This window comes from Pseudomonas sp. SB113 (assembly GCF_040754745.1).
GTDB classification, from domain to species: Bacteria; Pseudomonadota; Gammaproteobacteria; order Pseudomonadales; family Pseudomonadaceae; genus Aquipseudomonas; species Aquipseudomonas grimontii.
Genome location: NZ_JBFMHW010000007.1, coordinates 53,481 through 72,431 on the forward strand (window position 1 = coordinate 53,481; position 18,951 = coordinate 72,431).

21 protein-coding genes are annotated in these 18,951 nt (G+C 60.8%); 12 read left to right on the forward strand and 9 right to left on the reverse strand.

Annotated features, from left to right (window positions below):
* Positions 1-7: 7 nt before the first annotated feature.
* From AB1462_RS11280 to copD, 3 genes are read left to right on the forward strand one after another with little or no spacing between them, the layout of a single operon-like run.
* Positions 8-832 (forward strand): copper resistance protein B, encoded by an 825-nt coding sequence (locus tag AB1462_RS11280; protein WP_367246736.1) that lies wholly within the window; start codon positions 8-10, stop codon positions 830-832.
* Between the two features lie 50 nt (positions 833-882).
* Positions 883-1,269 (forward strand): copper homeostasis periplasmic binding protein CopC, encoded by a 387-nt coding sequence (gene copC, locus AB1462_RS11285; protein WP_367246737.1) that lies wholly within the window; start codon positions 883-885, stop codon positions 1,267-1,269.
* Positions 1,266-2,147, forward strand: a complete 882-nt coding sequence (gene copD, locus AB1462_RS11290; RefSeq protein ID WP_367246738.1) for a copper homeostasis membrane protein CopD — start codon at positions 1,266-1,268, stop codon at positions 2,145-2,147. The genes copC and copD overlap by 4 nt, the downstream gene beginning before the upstream one ends.
* Here copD and AB1462_RS11295 read toward each other — a convergent pair.
* From AB1462_RS11295 to AB1462_RS11305, 3 genes are all read right to left on the reverse strand, one after another.
* Complete coding sequence (locus tag AB1462_RS11295; protein WP_367246739.1) at positions 2,144-3,010, reverse strand: DUF6279 family lipoprotein; 867 nt, start codon at positions 3,008-3,010, stop codon at positions 2,144-2,146. The genes copD and AB1462_RS11295 overlap by 4 nt on opposite strands.
* A gap of 67 nt (positions 3,011-3,077) precedes the next feature.
* Positions 3,078-3,800 carry a TorF family putative porin gene (locus AB1462_RS11300; protein ID WP_090400156.1) on the reverse strand — a complete coding sequence of 241 codons (723 nt, stop codon included), beginning with the start codon at positions 3,798-3,800 and terminating at the stop codon, positions 3,078-3,080.
* Positions 3,801-4,006: 206 nt separating this feature from the next.
* On the reverse strand, positions 4,007-4,186 hold the full coding sequence (locus AB1462_RS11305; RefSeq protein WP_017527541.1) for a hypothetical protein: 180 nt from the start codon (positions 4,184-4,186) through the stop codon (positions 4,007-4,009).
* A gap of 320 nt (positions 4,187-4,506) precedes the next feature.
* On the opposite strand from AB1462_RS11305, the gene AB1462_RS11310 reads away from it, so the two are divergent.
* The 3 genes from AB1462_RS11310 to AB1462_RS11320 all read left to right on the forward strand — a co-directional run bounded on the left by AB1462_RS11310 (position 4,507) and on the right by AB1462_RS11320 (position 7,497).
* Positions 4,507-5,343, forward strand: coding sequence for a S1-like domain-containing RNA-binding protein (locus AB1462_RS11310; protein ID WP_090400154.1), 837 nt, complete (start codon positions 4,507-4,509; stop codon positions 5,341-5,343).
* 113 nt (positions 5,344-5,456) lie between these two features.
* Positions 5,457-5,855: a DUF2177 family protein gene (locus AB1462_RS11315; RefSeq protein ID WP_090400152.1), complete on the forward strand. Its 399-nt coding sequence runs from the start codon at positions 5,457-5,459 to the stop codon at positions 5,853-5,855.
* A gap of 199 nt (positions 5,856-6,054) precedes the next feature.
* Entirely contained in the window at positions 6,055-7,497 is a 1,443-nt protein-coding gene (locus AB1462_RS11320; protein WP_090400150.1) for an NCS1 family nucleobase:cation symporter-1, read from the forward strand.
* Here the strand turns inward: AB1462_RS11320 and AB1462_RS11325 are convergent.
* On the reverse strand, positions 7,409-8,617 hold the full coding sequence (locus tag AB1462_RS11325) for an MFS transporter (protein WP_367246740.1): 1,209 nt from the start codon (positions 8,615-8,617) through the stop codon (positions 7,409-7,411). The genes AB1462_RS11320 and AB1462_RS11325 overlap by 89 nt on opposite strands.
* Positions 8,618-8,720: 103 nt before the next feature.
* Here AB1462_RS11325 and AB1462_RS11330 point away from each other — a divergent pair, with 103 nt between their 5' ends.
* Both AB1462_RS11330 and AB1462_RS11335 read left to right on the forward strand, forming a co-directional pair.
* Positions 8,721-9,614 carry a LysR family transcriptional regulator gene (locus AB1462_RS11330; RefSeq protein ID WP_090400146.1) on the forward strand — a complete coding sequence of 298 codons (894 nt, stop codon included), beginning with the start codon at positions 8,721-8,723 and terminating at the stop codon, positions 9,612-9,614.
* Between the two features lie 143 nt (positions 9,615-9,757).
* Positions 9,758-9,880 (forward strand): PA1414 family protein, encoded by a 123-nt coding sequence (locus AB1462_RS11335; protein WP_003193089.1) that lies wholly within the window; start codon positions 9,758-9,760, stop codon positions 9,878-9,880.
* Positions 9,881-9,977: 97 nt separating this feature from the next.
* On the opposite strand, the gene AB1462_RS11340 is transcribed toward AB1462_RS11335, so the two are convergent.
* The 5 genes from AB1462_RS11340 to speB all read right to left on the reverse strand — a co-directional run bounded on the left by AB1462_RS11340 (position 9,978) and on the right by speB (position 14,805).
* A complete protein-coding gene (locus AB1462_RS11340; protein WP_315338287.1) occupies positions 9,978-10,283 on the reverse strand; it encodes a hypothetical protein in 306 nt (101 codons plus the stop codon).
* A gap of 205 nt (positions 10,284-10,488) precedes the next feature.
* Positions 10,489-11,871: a sodium:solute symporter gene (locus AB1462_RS11345; RefSeq protein WP_367246741.1), complete on the reverse strand. Its 1,383-nt coding sequence runs from the start codon at positions 11,869-11,871 to the stop codon at positions 10,489-10,491.
* A 25-nt stretch (positions 11,872-11,896) separates the two neighbouring features.
* A complete protein-coding gene (locus tag AB1462_RS11350) occupies positions 11,897-13,411 on the reverse strand; it encodes a cytosine permease (RefSeq protein ID WP_090400140.1) in 1,515 nt (504 codons plus the stop codon).
* 21 nt (positions 13,412-13,432) lie between these two features.
* On the reverse strand, positions 13,433-13,855 hold the full coding sequence (locus AB1462_RS11355) for a nuclear transport factor 2 family protein (protein ID WP_367246742.1): 423 nt from the start codon (positions 13,853-13,855) through the stop codon (positions 13,433-13,435).
* Positions 13,855-14,805: an agmatinase gene (gene speB, locus AB1462_RS11360; RefSeq protein ID WP_027603787.1), complete on the reverse strand. Its 951-nt coding sequence runs from the start codon at positions 14,803-14,805 to the stop codon at positions 13,855-13,857. The genes AB1462_RS11355 and speB overlap by 1 nt, the downstream gene beginning before the upstream one ends.
* 149 nt (positions 14,806-14,954) lie before the next feature.
* On the opposite strand from speB, the gene AB1462_RS11365 reads away from it, so the two are divergent.
* From AB1462_RS11365 to rlmD, 4 genes are all read left to right on the forward strand, one after another.
* Positions 14,955-15,848, forward strand: coding sequence for a LysR family transcriptional regulator (locus AB1462_RS11365; protein WP_090400136.1), 894 nt, complete (start codon positions 14,955-14,957; stop codon positions 15,846-15,848).
* Positions 15,849-15,854: 6 nt separating this feature from the next.
* Positions 15,855-16,460 (forward strand): tRNA-uridine aminocarboxypropyltransferase, encoded by a 606-nt coding sequence (locus AB1462_RS11370; protein WP_090400134.1) that lies wholly within the window; start codon positions 15,855-15,857, stop codon positions 16,458-16,460.
* Between the two features lie 231 nt (positions 16,461-16,691).
* Positions 16,692-17,594: a cysteine synthase CysM gene (gene cysM, locus AB1462_RS11375; protein WP_015885254.1), complete on the forward strand. Its 903-nt coding sequence runs from the start codon at positions 16,692-16,694 to the stop codon at positions 17,592-17,594.
* Complete coding sequence (rlmD, locus tag AB1462_RS11380) at positions 17,594-18,946, forward strand: 23S rRNA (uracil(1939)-C(5))-methyltransferase RlmD (RefSeq protein WP_259193676.1); 1,353 nt, start codon at positions 17,594-17,596, stop codon at positions 18,944-18,946. Before cysM ends, rlmD begins: the two co-directional genes overlap by 1 nt.
* Positions 18,947-18,951: the final 5 nt, after the last annotated feature.

The window sequence follows — 18,951 nt, forward strand, 5'->3', positions numbered from 1 at the left end:
AGCGAGCATGAGCCGTCGGGTGTTATTTGTGTGTATCGCGCTGGCCTGGTTGGCGTTCGGCTCGCTGGCGCAGGCTGAGGAGTTTCAGGGCATGAGCCCGGCGGTTCCGGCGCTGAGCGAAAGTCGTACGCCGATTCCGCTGCTGACCGACGCTGATCGCGCCGCTGTGTACAACGCGCCGGGCGGGCACATGGTGCATGACAGCGCCATCAACGCCATGCTGCTGATCAACCAGTTGGAATGGCAAGGCGGCGGTGAGAGCGGTGCGCTGAACTGGGACGTCAAGAGCTGGGTCGGTGGCGACATCGACCGCCTGTGGTTGCGCAGTGAGGGCGAGCGCAGTGCCAGCCGCACCGACAGCGCCGAAGCCCAGGCCTTATGGGGGCACGCCATCAGCCCTTGGTGGGACCTGGTTGGCGGTGTGCGCCAGGACTTCAAGCCCGCAGACAGCCAGACCTGGGCAGCCTTCGGCGTACAGGGCTTGGCGCTCTACAACTTCGAGGCCGAGGCGACGCTGTTTGTTGGCGAGTCGGGCCACGCCGCGGCACGCCTGGAAGGTGACTACGACATTTTGCTCACCAACCGCCTGATCCTGCAGCCGACAGCCGAACTCAATTTTTATGCGCAGAACGACCCGCAACGCAGGGTCGGCTCCGGCCTGTCGGAAAGCGAGCTGGGCCTGCGGTTGCGCTATGAGGTGCGCCGGGAGTTTGCGCCGTACGTGGGTGTCAGTTGGAACCGCAGCTATGGCCAGACGGCGCAATACGCTCGCGACGAAGACGAAGACGTCAGCCAACTGCGTTGGGTGGTCGGCGTGCGCTTGTGGTTTTAAACGGTTTCTTATTCTTATAACTCGCCGCCTTGAGCGGCCTGGAGCCTTGCATGTCAATGTTGAAAACCGCGTTAACGAGTGGTGCGCTGTGGGCCGGATTAATGATCAGCCTGCCGGCGTCGGCCCATCCGAAATTGCTGTCGTCCCTCCCTCCTGCCGGGGCCCAAGGTGGCGCGCCGACAGTCATTGAACTGCGCTTCTCGGAGAACCTGCTGACGCAGTTTTCCGGGGCCAAGCTGACCATGACCGATATGCCCGGCATGCCCAATTCGCCGATGCCGGTCAAGGCCAGTGTCACGGCGAGCGCCGACCCCAAGGTGATGCTGATCAAGCCAGCCTATGCGCTGACTACCGGCACCTATCGGGTCGATTGGCGTGCAGTGTCATCGGACACCCACCCGATCACCGGTAACGTGGTGTTCAGCGTCCAGCCATGAGTGAACTGACCCAAGTCGCACTGCGTTTTGCGCTCTATCTTGACCTGATGGTGTTGTTTGGCCTGGGGCTCTTTGGTCTTTATGGGTTGAAAGCGCCGGAGCGCGAGCTGCTGAATTTCAGCGGCCTGCTGCGGCTGACGGCTGGCCTTGGGCTAGTGCTGTCGATGGCGTCGCTGTTGACGCTGACCCAGGCCATGAGTGGTGCCACGGATTGGCAGACGCTGTGGCCGCATCTGCACATGATGCTCTGGCAGACCGACCTGGGGTTGATGTGGTGGCTACGGATGGGGGCGCTGGGCGTGGCTGTGCTTGGCACCTGCCTGCCACTGACCACGTTGTCGGGCGCCACCGCATTGGTGACACTGGCGTGGACCGGGCACGGAGTGATGCATGAAGGCGCGCTGGGTGTGTGGCACATCCTCAGCGACGGCGCGCATCTGTTGGCGGCGGGAGGTTGGGTGGGGGCGTTGGCCGCGTTCGGGTTGTTGTTGAGGCGTGCGTCTTTGCACCACGCCGATCACGTTCGGGTGTTGGCAAGAGCGCTGGCGGGGTTCGAGCACGTGGGGGCGGGATTTGTCGCGGTGCTGATCGGCACCGGTGTGGCGAATTATCTGTTGGTGGTCGGACCGAATCTGGACGGCCTTACCGGTGGCGTCTACGCGATCCTGTTATGCCTGAAGCTAGGGCTGTTTGGCCTGATATTGGGGCTGGCGGCGCTCAATCGTTTCCACCTCACCCCGCTTCTGCAACGGTCTGTGGCGGCAGGTGATTATGTCGCTGCCATTGCTGCGCTGCGGCGCAGCATGGTGCTGGAGTTGAGTACGGCTGCGCTGATCCTCGCGCTGGTGGCCTGGCTGGGCACCCTGGCACCCAATTAGGACTGCGCGCTTTTCAGGCATTTGAGTGCCTGGAAGTCACTGCGTACGTTGTCGATTTTCTGGGTGAGTTTCAGCCGTTGCTGCACGCTGCTTTCGGCCATGACGTCGATGATCAGGCCGCGCGCAGCGGCCTCGGTCTGTGCATACGCCGCGCGATATTCCGGTGTCCACAGGCTGTCGCGGTCCACCAGCAGTTGCTGGATTTTCTGCGGGAAATCGGCGCTTTGGCGTTGCTGCACGGCGTCGATGAATTGTGCCTGCCAGTGGGCACGGTTGCCGATCCATTGTTCGTTTTGCTCGCCCAGGCTGATTGACCAGGCCATCACTCGGTTCTTCTGGCTATCGCTCAGTGGCCCCATCCACGTATCCAGGCGCTTGTTCATGCGCTCGGCGCGCTCCTGGATCTGCTTGGCCAGTGGCGGCTTGAGATAGTCGTCCTGGCGTTTGCGCAGGTCCTTGGCCAGGGCATCGTTCATGTCGTTGACCTGTTGGTCATCCAGCCCTTGTAACAATTCAATCGCCGACGGGGTGATTTCCCGCGCCACCTTGGCAATCGCCTGCTTGGCCTCAACCGTGCGGGTTTGCAGCGCTGCATCGGTGACCTGGTTGCTTTCGACCATTGCCTGCAGGCGGTCGAGCCAGTCGAGGTAATCCGGCAATTGCGTGGTGCAGTGCCAGGCCAGGTGTCCCTTGAGTGTGTCGTTGAACCAGCTCTTCTGCCCGGCGTTCATGTCCAGGTAGTCGTTGAGGGTCCAGGGGATGATCACGTCCAGGTTGCGATAGGCCAGGCCCACGCGGTTGCAGCCGGCGAGCACCAGGCTCAGGGTCAGGAATACCACCAGCAGTTTGAGCCGACGCAGCATGGGCGTGTCCTTGCGCAGAGGGGAGTTAATGCATGTGAACCCGCGGCGCACGCGACAGTTCAGCCCATCAATAAAACGACCGCACCGCCTTCAAGGTCAACAGGCCATCGCATTGCGAATTGTGTCCGGAATAGGCCGAGCAATCGCCGCCGCTGAGGCTGGAGTCGCTGTAGATCAGGTCCAGGTCGATGCCATTCCAGGCGCGGGAGAACTGTATCGACCAGTCGCTGAAGCTGCTGATGGACCCCCCCTCCACTGAGGTCGGGGTGCCCAGTTGATGGGTGGTGTATTTCATACTGACGCCGATGCCGAAGGGCTGGGTGCCGGTGAGGTCGGCGAACAGGGTGCTGTCCTGGCGGTCCGGATCGTTGCTGAAGGAGGCGCCGAAGCGATTGCCCAGCAGGTTGAGGCCGCCGTAGAGCTCCTGGCTGTCGAGGGGGCTGAGTTTGGGATAACTGTAATGGATCAGGCCGACTTCGTAGCCCAGGGTCTGGTCGAAAGGGTGCTTGAACCCCATGTACGAATCGACTTCGAGAGTGCTGGCCGACGACAGGCCCATGTTCGGAGAAAACTGGCCAAAGTACAGGCCGCTGTCGTGGCTCAGGTCCAGCCCGCCATGGAACGAGTCACTGCCCGGCGAGGTCGGCTTGACCAGGCCTTGGGCCATGCTGCGGCTGGGGGTAGTGCCCAATTTCAGGTCGAAGTCACCCAGTTCACGCTGGAAAATCTGCGCTTCGGCGAGAGGGCTGGCTGCCAGGAAACTGGCCACGAAAATGCAGCGTTTAAGCATGCTTCACTCCATGAAAAGCGAGGAGCAGGAACGAAAAAATAGGGCAGATGCCCGTGCTAGACGTGTGCAAGCATACCGGCGAATGTCAGGAGGTGAGGCCCGTTCGTCGATTTGCATGACTTGAAGGTGAAGCGAGAGGGTATTTCAGGCTCTAGTCCTAGCGCCTTGAAGGCAAGACGCATAGGGACCAGGTGTACTGCGCGGTGTTACTTTTTACCCAGGCTGATCTGCTTGGACGGGCCGAAAGTCTGGCCGCTCACGCCCTTGGCAATTTGCTGGATTTCGCCACCGGACTTGAGAAACGCAGCAATCTGGTTGTTGATCGATTCGCTGGTTTCAACGGCGGGAGCTGGCTTTGCTTTGCTGTTGGATGCTTTTACGCGCATGGCGGCCACTAACCTGTAGAAAATTAACTTGGCCAGGCATCGTACAGGAAATACTTGACAATTGCTTGGTAAATATCCCCGGGAATAAGTGCGGCAGCTGAAAACAGCCAAAGTTTATTTTTGAAATTAACCCCTAACTTACTGTTTTAACTCGAAACCACGGGTTGAGCCGGCATGGGGGCGTGGCAAAATTCAGTCGAATGATCGGACGAGCGGAACGGTGCCACTGGAATGCCAGGCAACCCCGCGATTTTTCAGGTGTGCGCGCGTGTCGAGCACAACTCGGGTAGAATGCCGCCCACGCAATGAGGGTATTGGAAATGGCTTTAGTCGGGCGCTACAACAGCTTGCAAGTGGTTAAACACACTAACTTTGGTTTGTACCTTGATGGTGCGCAAGATGGCGAAATCCTCTTGCCTAATCGGTATATCCCCAAAGATATTCCCAGTGAAGATGAAGACTGGCTTAACGTTTTCATTTATCTGGACAGCGATGACAAACTTATCGCCACTACCGAAAAACCGAAAGTTCAAGTCGGCGAATTTGCCAGTTTGAAAGTCGTGGAAGTCAACAGCATTGGTGTGTTCCTCGATTGGGGTTTGCCAAAGGATCTGTTGCTGCCGTACTCGGAAGAAAAACGTCAGATGACCGCCGGCGAATACTGCGTGGTGCATGTCTACCTCGATAAACACACCAAGCGTATTACCGCCACCGCACGCCTTGACCGCTATCTGGACAAGACGCCGGCCAACTACGTCGTGGGCCAGGAAGTCGACCTGCTGGTCGCCGAAGCCACCGACATGGGCTTCAAGGCGATCATCAACAACAGGCATTGGGGCCTGATCCACAAGAACGAAGTGTTCAAGTTCCTGCGTCCGGGCAAGGAAGAGAAAGGCTTTATCAAAGAGATTCGTGCCGATGGCAACATCAGCCTGAGCCTGCAACCGGTCGGCCAGGAAGCGGCCTCCAGCCTAAACTCGAAGATCCTCGCCAAGTTGCGTGAAAACAACGGCAGCCTGCCAGTCAGCGACAAGAGCGATCCGGCGGTGATCAGCAACTTGTTTGGCGTGAGCAAGGGCAACTTCAAGAAGGCCATTGGTGCACTCTACAAGCAGGGCCAGATCGTGATTCACGCGGATCGCATTGAACTAAGCTGAGTGCGGTTTGCTCTTCTTTAGGAGCGAGCTTGCTCGCGAAAAAGGTACATCCGACACCGTGATGCGCCTGGAATATTTTCGCGAGCAAGCTCGCTCCTACAGAGGGTGCATCAATGTCCAAGAAGTCTGTCTTCGCTTACCTCGGCACCTTGCTTGCCTTCCTGATCCTCGACGGTCTCTGGCTCGGCGTCCTCATGGGCCCGACCTACAAATCCCTGCTGGGCCCGCTGATGCTCGATCAGCCTCGCCTGTTGCCCGCAGCGCTGTTCTACCTCTTGTATGTCCTCGGTTGCGTGGTGTTCGTGGTCTTGCCCAGCGCCAGTTGGCAACGCGCTGCGCGGATGGGCGCCATGCTGGGCCTGGTGGCCTACGGCACCTATGACCTGAGCAACTGGGCCACGCTGCAAGGCTGGTCTGGTGGGTTGGCGGTGATGGACATGGCCTGGGGCACCTTCCTCACAGCGGCTTGCTGCACGGTCGGGTACTTGTGTGCACAACGAGTGCACCGATGATTGTGTACAGGATCAATCTGCACCGTTGCTGAGCGCAGTCCCCGTTAATAAACCTCCTTGTCCCCCTTTGGAACGCCGTTGCAGAGGGATTGTGTTCTATTGGCACGTATTCTGCTGACTATCTCGTATACAAACCACGCCGCCTCCCGTATGCACCCCCGTGACGGAAGCGCAGGCCGGTATTACGAGGAGCCCAGCGATGACCGAACAATTGCCCAAAGGCTACAGCCCGCGCCTGTACAACCAGGACCTGGGCCCACTGCCGCAAAAGTGGACCTGGTACAACATCTTCGCCTTCTGGATGAGTGACGTGCACAGCGTGGGTGGCTATGTGTTCGCCGCCAGTCTCTTCGCCTTAGGGCTGGCCAGTTGGCAGGTGTTGATTGCCTTGCTGGCAGGCATCTGCATCGTGCAACTGATTGCCAACCTGGTGGCCAAGCCCAGCCAGCAGGCTGCCGTTCCCTATCCAGTGATCTGCCGGCTGGCGTTTGGTGTGTTCGGCGCAAATATTCCCGCAGTGATTCGCGGCTTGATTGCGGTGGCCTGGTACGGGATTCAGACCTACCTGGCGTCGAGTGCCTTGATCATTGTGGTATTGCGCTTTTTCCCACAGATGGCGGTGTTTGCAGAGCCGCACTTTGCCGGCCTGTCTTACCTGGGCTGGTTTGGTTTCCTCAGTCTATGGGTGTTGCAGGCGGCTGTGTTCTGGGCCGGCATGGAGTCCATTCGCCGCTTTATCGATTGGGCGGGGCCGGTGGTCTATGCGGTGATGTTTGCCCTGGCCGGCTGGATCGTGTGGAAGGCGGGTTGGGCGAATATCAGCTTTACCCTGGCGGAAAAATCCCTGTCGGGCTGGCAGGCATTCGGCCAGGTGATCGTGGCGACGGCGCTGGTGGTCTCGTACTTTTCCGGGCCGACCCTGAATTTCGGTGATTTCAGCCGTTACTGCCGCAGCATGCGGGACGTGCGACGCGGCAACTTCTGGGGCCTGCCGGTGAATTTCCTGGCGTTTTCCCTGGTGACCGTGGTGATCGTCTCGGGCACCTTGCCGGTGTTTGGCGAAATGCTCCATGACCCGATCGCTACCGTCTCGCGAATCGATAACAGCGTGGCGGTGCTGCTTGGCGCTTTTGCATTTGTCACTGCCACGATTGGCATCAACATCGTCGCCAACTTCGTGTCCCCGGCGTTCGACTTCGCTAACGTCGCGCCGAGCAAAATCAGCTGGCGCGCCGGTGGCATGATCGCCGCCGTGGCTTCGATCTTCATCACCCCGTGGAACCTGTTCAATAACCCGCTGATGATCCACTACACCCTGGATATTCTCGCGGCCTTTATCGGCCCGTTGTTCGGGATTCTGCTGGTGGATTTCTACCTGATCAAAAAGCAGAAGATCGACGTGGACGCGCTGTTCGATGACAGCCCGAGCGGGCGCTATTACTTCGACGGCGGTGTTAACTGGACGGCGGTCAAGGCGCTGGTGCCCGCGACACTGGCGGGTGTCGCGATCACCTTCACGCCGGCGTTGCAGGGCATGGCTAACTTTGCCTGGTTCACCGGCTGCTTCCTGGGTGGGCTGTTTTTCCTGGTGTTGGCGCGGCGTGAGCAGGTTCGTGCACCGGCACCGTTGGCCGCGGGCTGACCAACACGCCTCCCGCCACTAACAGGCCTGCACCGGCGATCACCAACGCCGGTTGCAGGCCACCGCTCAGGTGGCTGCTCACCGACGCCAGCAACGGCCCACTCAATTGGCCGATGGCAAAGCTGGCGGTCAGCAGCCCGGTGTTGCGCTGATAGCCGTGGGGGGCAATCTCCCGCAGGCGCGCCATCACCAACTGCATACAGGCCAGGAATGGCGTACCGCACAGCAACACCCCCAGCGCCAGACCCCAACCGTTACCCAGCAGGCAGGCGAATACGCCGGCCGCTTGCAGCCACAACGTGGTCATCAGCCAGCGGCGGGTGGTGTCCGGGTCCTTGCGACGCAGGCTTGCGACCACCACGCCGATCGCCGCGGCCAGGCCAAAGCATGGCCAGAACAGATCGGCTTGCCAGGCGCCTTTGAATTGCGCGCGGGCCATCTGTGACAGGAACGTCGCCGGAATGATGTAGCCCAGGCCGAACAACACATAGATCCAGCACAGGTGGGTAATGCTACCGTTGCTGGCCGTGTCGGCGTGGCTTGCAACAGGCGCAGTGACGCTGGACGGCTGGGGCAAGAAGGGCAAGATTGCCAGTAGCATCGCCAGCGCCACCACACCGTAGATCAGCCACAACGTTGCAGAGCTTTGGTCCCACAGGTTGGAGCCCAACGCCAGCAACCCGGTTAACAGAATCCCCAGCCCTGGCCCGGCAAACACCAGGGCGCCCAGGCGTGGACGCCCGGCGGCAATCGCCAGCGGCTGGCTCAGGCTGGTGATCATCACCAATGCCCAGGCACTTGCAACGCCGGTTCCGAAGCGCAGCAGCAAGTGTGGCCAGAAACCATGGGCCCAGTACGACGCAAGCGTCAGCAGCACACACAGCCATAGCCCGCCATACAGGCGACCCCGCACATGCTGATGGCTGCGCGCAAAAATCGAATCCACCGCACCCACGAAATAGCCCAGGTAATTGGCCGCCGCGATCAGACCGGCGCCGGTCAGGTCGATCTGCCCTTCACTGAGCAAGTGGGGCACTTGCGGGGTGAGAGCGAAGCGACCAATGCCCATGGCCATCATCAGGGCGATAAAACTGGCGAGTAAGCGGATCAGGGGTGACATGGTCAGGTGTCCTGCTGGTAAGCGAATACCGTCAGGCTAAAGCGCATTGACTTTCTGTAAAAATGAATAATAGTGAGCAACTTGTTCAGTTTTGGAGAAAGGCATGGAGTTCAGTCAATTGCGGATATTCCAGGCCGTGGCGGAAGAGGGCTCCATCACCCGCGCTGCCGAGCGTCTGCATCGAGTGCCGTCGAACTTGTCGACCCGGCTCAAGCAGATGGAAGAACAGCTGGGCGTGGAGTTGTTCGTGCGTGAACGCCAGCGCTTGCAGCTTTCTCCGGCGGGCAAGGTATTGCTGGACTACAGCACCCGTCTGCTGGCGCTGCACGATGAAGCCCATGGCGCCGTGCAAGGCGGGCAACCGGCCGGCGACTTTGTACTGGGCAGCATGTACAGCACGGCGGCGGTGCATTTACCGAAATTGTTGGCGCGTTACCACAAGGCCTACCCGATGGTGAACTTGCAGGTGCAATCGGCGCCCAGCGGTGAGTTGCTCGAAGGGTTGATTACCGGTCGCCTGGATGCTGCTTTTGTGGACGGGCCCAGCACTATCGCCTCGCTGGACGGTGTAGCCCTGTGCGAAGAACGCCTGGTGCTGATATGCGAAGCTGACCATCCGCCGGTGCGCGGGCCACAGGACGTTGCTGGCCGTTCGGTGTTCACTTTCCGCCGCAGCTGTGCCTATCGGGCGCGGTTGGAATCCTGGTTTTCCCACGAGCACGTCGCCATGGGGCGGGCGATTGAGATCGAGTCTTATCAGGGCATGCTCGCCTGCGTCATCGCCGGTTCAGGCGTGGCGTTGATGTCCGAATCCATGCTCGACAGCCTGCCGGGCAAGGACAGCGTGTCCGTTCATCCGCTGACAGGGCATTTTGCCACTGCGACCACCTGGCTGATGTGGCGAAAGGGTATGCTCGGCGCTAACCTCAACGCATGGATCGACCTGCAGCGAGAGGGCAGGGCCGAGGTCCTGCAAGACGCGCGCGCGATTGCTTGAACGATCCGTCAGGATTTGGATCAATTCAGTAATAGTTCGTTGTGGTTTCGTTCAAGCAATACGTAGGACTTAGGGCTATTATCAATGTAGGAAAAGGCGACAGAACTTGCGCCTACCAGCATTACCCTCAAAGGGGGCAAACCATGAAAGAGAAAATCCAGAACTGGCTCCACGACCTCGGCGTTGCACTGGGCTTGATCGAGCCGCCACTGCAACCGGTGCCGATTCGTACCGATGACGAGCAGCGTCGGCCGCGTCGCCGGTGAGGCCCGCCAGGGAGGCGCTTGCACGATGAAGAACGCTATACGCCGTGAGAGCGCCGCCGGGTAAGTCGAATAATTGCACGACTATTGGAATACATCATTAGTCTCGACTGACGTGGGTAGACCCAAAGCTATGCTGGTGTTCCAGGCCAGTGGCACAGTCGTGATAGTGGCCTTTCACCTCGATCTCTCCTTCGAAACTCCCGTGAACTTCAAAAATGAACGAGTCTTTGAATGCTCGCTGTATAGGCAGCGTGGCGAATGAGCTGCCGTTTTTATAAAACATGAGCTTGTATAGTCCGGTGCAGACGCCTGCGTTGGGACCGTCCAGATGTACGTAGTCCCCTGTCTTAAGTTGAGGTGGAACTGTTGGCGCCGCTGGGTAGGAAGGATCACGCTGTTTCATTTCGATATCTCCTGGGTTGTCGGATGGCAAAGCCAATTTCTTCAAGTTTGAAATGGCCAGGTCAGGCTATTACGGTCCTCAGCAGCGCTTCTACTGTCAGAAATACCAGTTCCGACTAATGGCCAGCGGATAGACCCAGGAAAAAAACGCGTGCGACATCCGACGTCGCACCCGCTGAAGAAACCGCGCTGAACCCCGTTATGCCTTACACCGCCCGAGCGACCTGCGCCTCTGGCCGGCGCGATAGCAAACTCACCAGCACAAAACTCACCAACGCCACCGCCAGGCTGTAGTAGATCGGCGTGTTCGCATCCAGCCCGTCCTTGAACATGAACACCAGCGCCGTCACAAAGCCCAGGGTCATGGAGGTGATTGCCCCCGATGTGGTCGCCCGTTTCCAGAAGATCGCGCCGATCAGCGGGATCAGCATGCCACCCACCAGCAGGTTGTAGGCCAGGGTCAGGGCGCTGATTACGTCATTGACCACCAGTGCGATGCCCAGCACGACGATACCGGTCAGCATCGTGAACAGGCGGTTGATTGCCAGGCTCGATTGTCTGCCGCCGCGTAAACGTGGCAGCAGGTCTTCGGTCAATACGGTGGAGGCGGCGAGCAGGCCGGCGCTGGCTGTCGACATCATCGCCGCCAGTGCCGCCGCGATCACCAGGCCACGGATGCCGTCCGGCAGCGAGACTTTGACGATGGCCGCGAATGCGTTGTTGACGTTGTCCAGATCCGGAATCAGTACATGGGCCGCCATGCCGATCAGTGCACAGGCGAGGCCGTAAAGGATGCAGTAGAAACCGGCGAAAGTGCCTGCGTACTTGGCGACCTTTTCGTCACGGGCGGTGAACACCCGCTGCCAGATGTCCTGGCCGATCAGGATGCCGAAAAAGTAGATCATGAAGTAGGTGATGATCGTGTCCCAGCCGATCGCGGTGAAGCTGAAGCTCGACGCCGGCAGCTTGGCCACCAGTTCGTCCCAGCCGCCGACGCGGTATAGGCAGATCGGCAGCAGGATAAACATCAGGCCGACGGTCTTGATCACGAACTGCACAATGTCGGTGAGGGTCAGCGACCACATGCCGCCGATGGTCGAGTAGGCCACCACCACACCACCGCCCAGCAGCACCGAAATCCAGAACGGCAGGCCGAACAGCACTTGCAATACGGTGCCGATGGCCAGGATCGAGGTCACACCGATCATCAGCGCGTAGGCCAGCATGATCACCGCACTCGCTTGGCGGGCCATGGGGTTGTAGCGCTTTTCCAGCACCTGGGTGACGGTGAAGATTTTCAGCTTGAGCAGCGGTTTAGCCAGGAACAGGTTCAGCGCGATGATCCCCATGCCCAGCGCGGCACACAGCCAGAAGCCGGAGATGCCATGCACGTAACCCAGGCGCACGGTACCGACGGTGGATGCACCGCCCAGCACCGTGGCCGCCATGGTGCCCATGTACAGCGACGGGCCCAGGTTGCGACCGGCCACCAGGTAGTCTTCGTGGGTCTTGGCGCGGCGCATGCCGTAATAGCCGAGCACGAGCATGCCGGCGGCGTAGATGAGTACGACGAATAAATCCAAAGCCATGACGGCGGGTCTCCGATTATTGTTTTTAAGTGGTAGGCGCGCGCGTTGTGGCGAGGGCGCTTGCACCCGCTGGGCTGCGAAGCGGCCCCTTGGGGCCATACACCGAAGCCGGCTCCGGGAACACACGCAACAACGTCAGGTACACCACCGACGCCAGCCCCAGCGTCACCGGCAAGCTGATATCGATGCCATCGGCCAAATTACCCAGCGGCCCGACAAACTGCCCCGGCAAGTTGACGAAGCACAGCCCCATCAACGCACTCGGAATCCAGGCCCCCAGCCCGCGCCAGTTCCAGCCATGGCTGAACCAGTAGCGGCCGCCGGTTTCACCACGGGTGAACACCTGCAGGTCATCCGGGCAGTAGAAGCCGCGACGTACGATCAGGCCGATGATCATCATCACCATCCACGGCGTGGTGCAGGTGATGATCAGCACGGCGAAGGTCGACACGCTCTGCACCAGGTTGGCGGCGAAACGTCCGATAAAGATGAAGGCAATCGACATCACCCCGATCAGCAGCGTGGCCTTGACCCGCGACAGCAGGCGCGGGAACACGCTGGACATGTCCAAGCCGGTGCCATACAGCGAGGTGGTGCCGGTGGACATGCCGCCAATCACTGCGATCAGGCACACCGGCAGGAAGAACCAGGTGGGCGCCACCGCCAGCAAGCCGCCGACGTAGTTGTTGGCCGCGATGTAGTCCGGCGCCTTGATCGCCACGATGGTCGCGGTGGCCAGGCCGAACAGGAACGGGATCAAGGTGGCGATTTGTGCCAGGACCACGGCCAGCATGATGCGCATTTTCGACGTCTCACGCGGGATATAGCGCGACCAGTCACCCAGGAACGCCCCGAAGGAAATCGGGTTGCTCATGGCCACCAGCGCCGCGCCGATAAACGCCGCCCAGAAGCCGGTCTGGCCCAGGGCTACGGTGCCGGCGAAGTGGCTGTCGAAGGTCGGTGCGAACGCGAAGATGCCCAATAGAAACAGCAGGCTTGCCGCCCATACCGCAATGCGGTTGACCCACAGCATGAAACGAAAGCCATAGATGCACACCGTCAGTACAAGCATGGCGAATACGCCGTAGGCCAGGCCCAGGGTCAGGTCGGTTTCCGGCAGGCCGATCAGCCGTTTCGCACCGCCGACCAGCGCGTCGCCTGAACTCCACACCGACAGTGAGAAGAAGGCAATCGCCGTCAGCAATGACAGAAACGAGCCAACAATCCGCCCGTGCACGCCGAAGTGCGCACCGGAGGACACGGCGTTGTTGGTGCCATTGATCGGCCCGAACAGGCCCATCGGCGCCAGGATCAGCGCACCCACCAGCACGCCCAGCACAATCGCCCAGACCCCGGCCTGGAACGACAACCCGAACAACACCGGAAAGGAACCGAGCACGGCGGTGGCAAACGTATTGGCACCGCCGAAGATCAGGCGAAACAGGTCTTTGGGCCCGGCGGTACGTTCGTTGTCGGGGATCTGTTCGACCCCGTTGGTTTCTATTTTGCGAATACTGTTTTCGTTGTTTTTATTATTCATGATCAGCTCCGATCACATTGGCTAAGGGGGCGGCAGCCCTTCCGGCATAGCGGACAATTGTTCGTGACAGGCCAGCCACGGGCCTTCTTGTTGTTCTGTGCGAGATCCTTGCCGTTTGAAGACAATGGTCTCGCGTTCCTGGCTAAAGAATTGCTCCCCGTTCATGCGCAGCTCGGTGGCCACGTCATGAATAAAGATCGCCACGTCACCCTGCAGGCTGACAAAGGCGTTGCTCGAGGCGCAGGACAGCACCTCGAACCCTTCATCCTGACGCCAGCTGTCCCACAACGCCTGGTAGGCGTCGCGACTGAGCAGCGGCTGGGGGAGGGTGTAGAACACAAAGCTGGCATCGGCCGTGAACGCGCCGAAGTAGGCGGTGCGGTCGTTGTGCGCAAAGGCCGACACCAGGTCGGCGGCGGCTTTCATTACCTGCGACACGCTCATCAGCGGTGCGCCACGCCAGGCAGTACGCAGAGCATCTCGTACAGCAGGTTGGCGCCCAGCAGCGAGGTGTTGCCGGTGGTGTCGTAGGGCGGCGAAACTTCTACCAGATCGCAACCAACCAGGTCGAGGCCCTGGCAGCCACGGATGATTTCGATCGCCTGGATGGTGGTCAGCCCGCCGATTTCCGGGGTGCCGGTGCCGGGCGCCCAGGCCGGGTCGATGCCGTCGATGTCGAAGCTCAGGTACACCGGGCCGCCGCCGACTTTTTCCCGCACCTCGGCCATCAGTGGCGCGAGGGAGTGGTGCCAGCATTCTTCGGCCTGCACCACACGGAAGCCCTGTTTGCGGCTCCAGTTGAAGTCCTCGGCGGTGTAGCCCTGGGCGCGCAGGCCGATCTGCACCACGCGGTCGCAATCGAGCAGGCCTTCTTCCACGGCGCGGCGGAAGGTGGTGCCGTGGGCGATTTTCTCACCGAACATATGGTCGTTGACGTCGGCGTGGGCATCGATGTGCACCAGCCCGACCTTGCCGTGTTTCTTGTGGATCGCCCGCAGGATCGGCAGGGTAATGGTGTGGTCGCCGCCCAACGTCATCGGGATCACGTTGTGCTCGAGAATCTCATCGTAGGCCTCTTCGATGATGCGCACGGCGTCGAGCAAATTGAAGGTGTTGATCGCCACGTCGCCAATGTCCGCCACCGACAGCGAGTCGAACGGCGCGGCACCGGTGGCCATGTTGTAGGGGCGGATCATCACCGACTCGGCGCGGATTTCACGCGGCCCGAAGCGGGTGCCGGCACGCAGCGAGGTGCCGATGTCCAGGGGCACGCCGATAAAGGCCGCATCCAGGCCCTTGGCCGATTGCAGGTGGGGAAGACGCATCATGGTGGCGATGCCGGCGAAGCGCGGCATTTCGTTGCCGCCCAGTGGTTGGTGGAAAATCTTGTCCACGGGATTGCCTCATCGTTGTTGTGTTTATCAGGGGCCGATTCTGCGAAAAGCGAGGGAAGGGAAGAATCGGCAGGGGCAAATACTTAGTTCAGATTTTTCTAAACTAATGCGGGCGGGTAGACTGCTCAGATCGACACCCGGAGCCGACCATGGCCAACGCCTTGCCCGACCTGAAACTCCTGCGCATCTTCGTCAGCGTCGTGCGCCACCAGGGGTTCGCCAACGCCCAGCACGAACTCAACCTGTCCACGTCGGCCATCAGCACCTACATGAGCCAGTTGGAAAGCGCGTTGGGCCTGGTGCTGTGCCATCGCGGGCGGGGCGGGTTCAGCCTGACCAGCAAAGGCGAGCTGTTTCATCAGGAAACCTTGCGCCTGCTGGGCGAACTGGAAGGCTTCGAGCAATACGCCGCCGCGCTCAAGGGCGAGCTGCGCGGGACACTCAAGCTCGGCGTGCTCGATTCCACCGTGAGCGACAAGGCCTTGCCGTTCGCGGAAGTCATCGGCGCCTACAGCCTGGAGCACCCGGCGGTGCACCTGCATTTATCGGTGATGAGCCCCTACGAACTGCAACTCGGCGTGCAGGACAACCGCCTCGACCTGGCCATCGGCGCATTCTCCAACCGCATGAGTGGGCTGATCTACATGCCGCTGTACCGCGAGCAGCACTGGTTGTACTGCAGCACACGCCATCCGTTGTTCAGCGAACGACGTATCCCCGAACAAGTGATCACCCAGCAGCGCATGGTCGGGCGTGGCTACTGGAGCCAGGCGGAACTGGCGCGCCACGGTTTCAAGCACAGCGCCGCCACCGTGGAAAGCATGGAAGCGCAGCTGATCCTGGTGCTCTCCGGTGCTTACATCGGCTACCTGCCCGAGCACTATGCCCAGGCCTGGGCCGATAAGGGCGACCTGCGCGTATTGCTGCCGGCGACCTTCGGCTACCAGGCGCCGTTCTCGATGATCATGCGCCGGGGGCGCAGCCGCGAACCGCTGATCCAGACCTTCCGCGATTTACTCAAAGCCCAGCTCAACCAGGCCTGAAGAACCATGTCCCGACCCCAATGTTCCCGCTGCCTCAGGCCCGTTGCCCATTGCTTGTGCGCGCTGATCCCCAGCCTCGACAGCCGCACACGTGTGCTTCTTTTGCAGCACCCGAGCGAGGTCAACCATGCGCTTAACACCGCGCGGTTGGCGGCGCTGGGGCTGAACAATGCGCAGTTGATAGTGGGTGAGGTCTTTGATGATCTGCCGACCCTGTTGAACCCGCCCGGCTATCAGGCGCGGTTGTTGTTTCCTGCTGACGATGCCCAGCCGCTGCAAGCCTATGCCCCCGGCGATCAGCCGCTATTGCTGGTGGTGCCCGACGGCACCTGGCGCAAGGCGCGCAAACTGCTGCACCTCAATCCTTTGTTGGCGGCGTTGCCTCGTGTGACGCTGGCTGAGGCCGCCGTGTCCCGCTATCGACTGCGCAAGGCGCCCGGGCCTGGGGCATTGTCGACAGTGGAGGCGATTGTGCAGGCGTTGCAGGTGCTGGAGGCGCCGGCATCGTTCGAACTGCTGCTCAAACCCTTTGAGGCGCTGATCGAAGGGCAGATTGCGGCGATGGGGGAGGAGGTCTTTCAGAGAAATCATGGCGATGGGCATTTGGGCTAGGCGGGGTATCGAGGCGCGGCCATCGGGAGCAAGCCCCCTCCCACATTCGACCGAGTTCCAGCATGAGAATGCGGTCCAGTGTGGGAGGGGGCTTGCTCCCGATGGCGTCCTCAAGCTCACCCTCTTTTCTGCTTATTCCTTTAAGCCATAAGCACCACACTTTGCGTGATATGGCCCGCCAGTCTTTCCCGGTATGATGTTCGCCCCCGCAGTCTGGATTGCGAATACGCCATGACCTTGCAGTACCCTACAATCGCCGATTGCGTCGGCAACACGCCCCTGGTCCGCTTGCAACGCATGGCGGGTGAAACCAGCAATACCCTGTTGCTCAAGCTCGAAGGGAACAACCCGGCCGGCTCGGTAAAAGACCGCCCGGCGCTGTCGATGATCACCCGCGCCGAACTGCGCGGGCAGATCAAGCCCGGTGACACCCTGATCGAAGCCACCTCGGGTAATACCGGGATCGCCCTGGCCATGGCCGCCGCGATCAAGGGTTACAAGATGGTGCTGATCATGCCCGACAACGGCAGTGCCGAGCGCAAGGCGGCAATGACCGCCTATGGCGCCGAGCTGGTGCTGGTCACCCAGGAAGAAGGCATGGAAGGCGCCCGCGACCTCGCCGAGCGCATGGCCGCCGAAGGCCGTGGCCAGGTGCTGGACCAGTTCGCCAACGGGGACAACCCGGAAGCGCACTACACCACCACCGGTCCGGAAATCTGGCGCCAGACCCAGGGCACCATCACCCATTTCGTCAGCTCCATGGGCACCACCGGCACCATCATGGGCAACTCGCGCTACCTCAAGGAGCAGAACCCGGCGATCCAGATCGTTGGCCTGCAACCGATGGAAGGCGCGGCTATCCCGGGTATCCGGCGCTGGCCCGAAGAGTACTTGCCGAAGATCTACAACGCGACGCGCGTGGACCGCATCATCGACATGGCCCAGCGTGAAGCCGAAGACACCACCCGCCGCCTGGCGCGTGAAGAAGGCATCTTCTGCGGCGTGTCGTCCGGCGGTGCCGTGGCGGGTATGTTGCGTTTGTCCAAGGAAGTGGAAAACGCGGTGATCGTCGCGATCATCTGTGACCGAGGCGACCGTTACCTGTCGACCGGCATTTTCGACGAACCCAACTGATGGCCAAGCACGAGAGAGGTCTGCGCTTCCAACCGACGGGCGGCAGCCGGGCCCCACAGATTCCCGTGGGCAAGAAGCAACGCCTGACCATCGAGCGCCTGGCCAACGACGGCCGCGGCCTCGTGTTCTTTGAAGGCCGCACCTGGTTTGTCAACGGTGCGCTGGCCGGCGAAGAGGTTGAAGCGCGGGTGCTGGGCACCCACGGTAAAGTGGTCGAGGCCCGCACCGAACGCGTGTTCAATGCCAGCGAGCTGCGTCGTCCGGCACCGTGCGCGCACTTCGGCCGCTGTGGCGGTTGCAGCGTGCAGCACTTGCCCCATGACGAACAACTTGCCCTGAAACAGCGCATGCTCGCCGAGCAACTGTCCCGCGTGGCCGGTGTCGAACCGCAGGAATGGGCCGCACCGTTGAGCGGTCCTGAGTTTGGCTATCGACGCCGCGCCCGCGTGGCCGTGCGCTGGGATGCCAAGGCGAAAAAACTCGACGTGGGTTTCCGCGCCGTGGCCAGCCAGGACATCGTCGCCATTGATGCTTGCCCGGTGCTGGTACAGGCCTTGCAACCGATCATGCAGCGCCTGCCGAACATGCTGCGTCGCTTGAGCAAACCTCAGGCCCTGGGGCATGTGGAGTTGTTCAGTGGGTCGTCCGTGGCCGTGCTGCTGCGGCATATGGCGCCGTTGTCGGACGCGGACCTGCTGATCCTGAAAGAATTTTGCAGCTTCCATGAAGCCCAGTTGTGGCTGCATGGCGAAGGCCAGCCGGAACCTGTTGAGCCTGATCTGTCACTGGGTTTCCGATTGGACGCATGGGACTTGGCGTTGGCGTACCGGCCAGGGGATTTTGTCCAGGTCAACGCCGCGGTCAACGAGGCGATGGTTGCCCAGGCCCTGGATTGGCTGGCGCCGCAGCCTGATGAACGGGTCCTGGACCTGTTCTGCGGCCTGGGCAACTTTGCCCTGCCGCTGGCGAAACAGGTACGCGAAGTGGTGGCGGTGGAAGGTGTGCAGACCATGGTGGACCGGGCTGCACGGAACGCCATCAGCAACAATTTGCATAATGCGCAGTTTTTTCAGGCCGATTTGTCTCAGCCTTTGAATGACGTGGAATGGGCCAAACAGGGCTTTTCTGCGGTACTCTTGGACCCACCCCGCGATGGTGCCCTGGAGGTTGTGCGCAAGCTCGCCACCCTGGGGGCCAAGCGCCTGGTGTATGTGTCCTGCAACCCGGCGACGTTGGCGCGGGACACGGTTGAGCTGGTCAAGCAAGGCTACCGGCTAAAACGTGCCGGGATCCTCGACATGTTTCCGCAGACAGCGCATGTCGAGGCCATGGCGTTATTTGAAGCGGGCTAGGATGC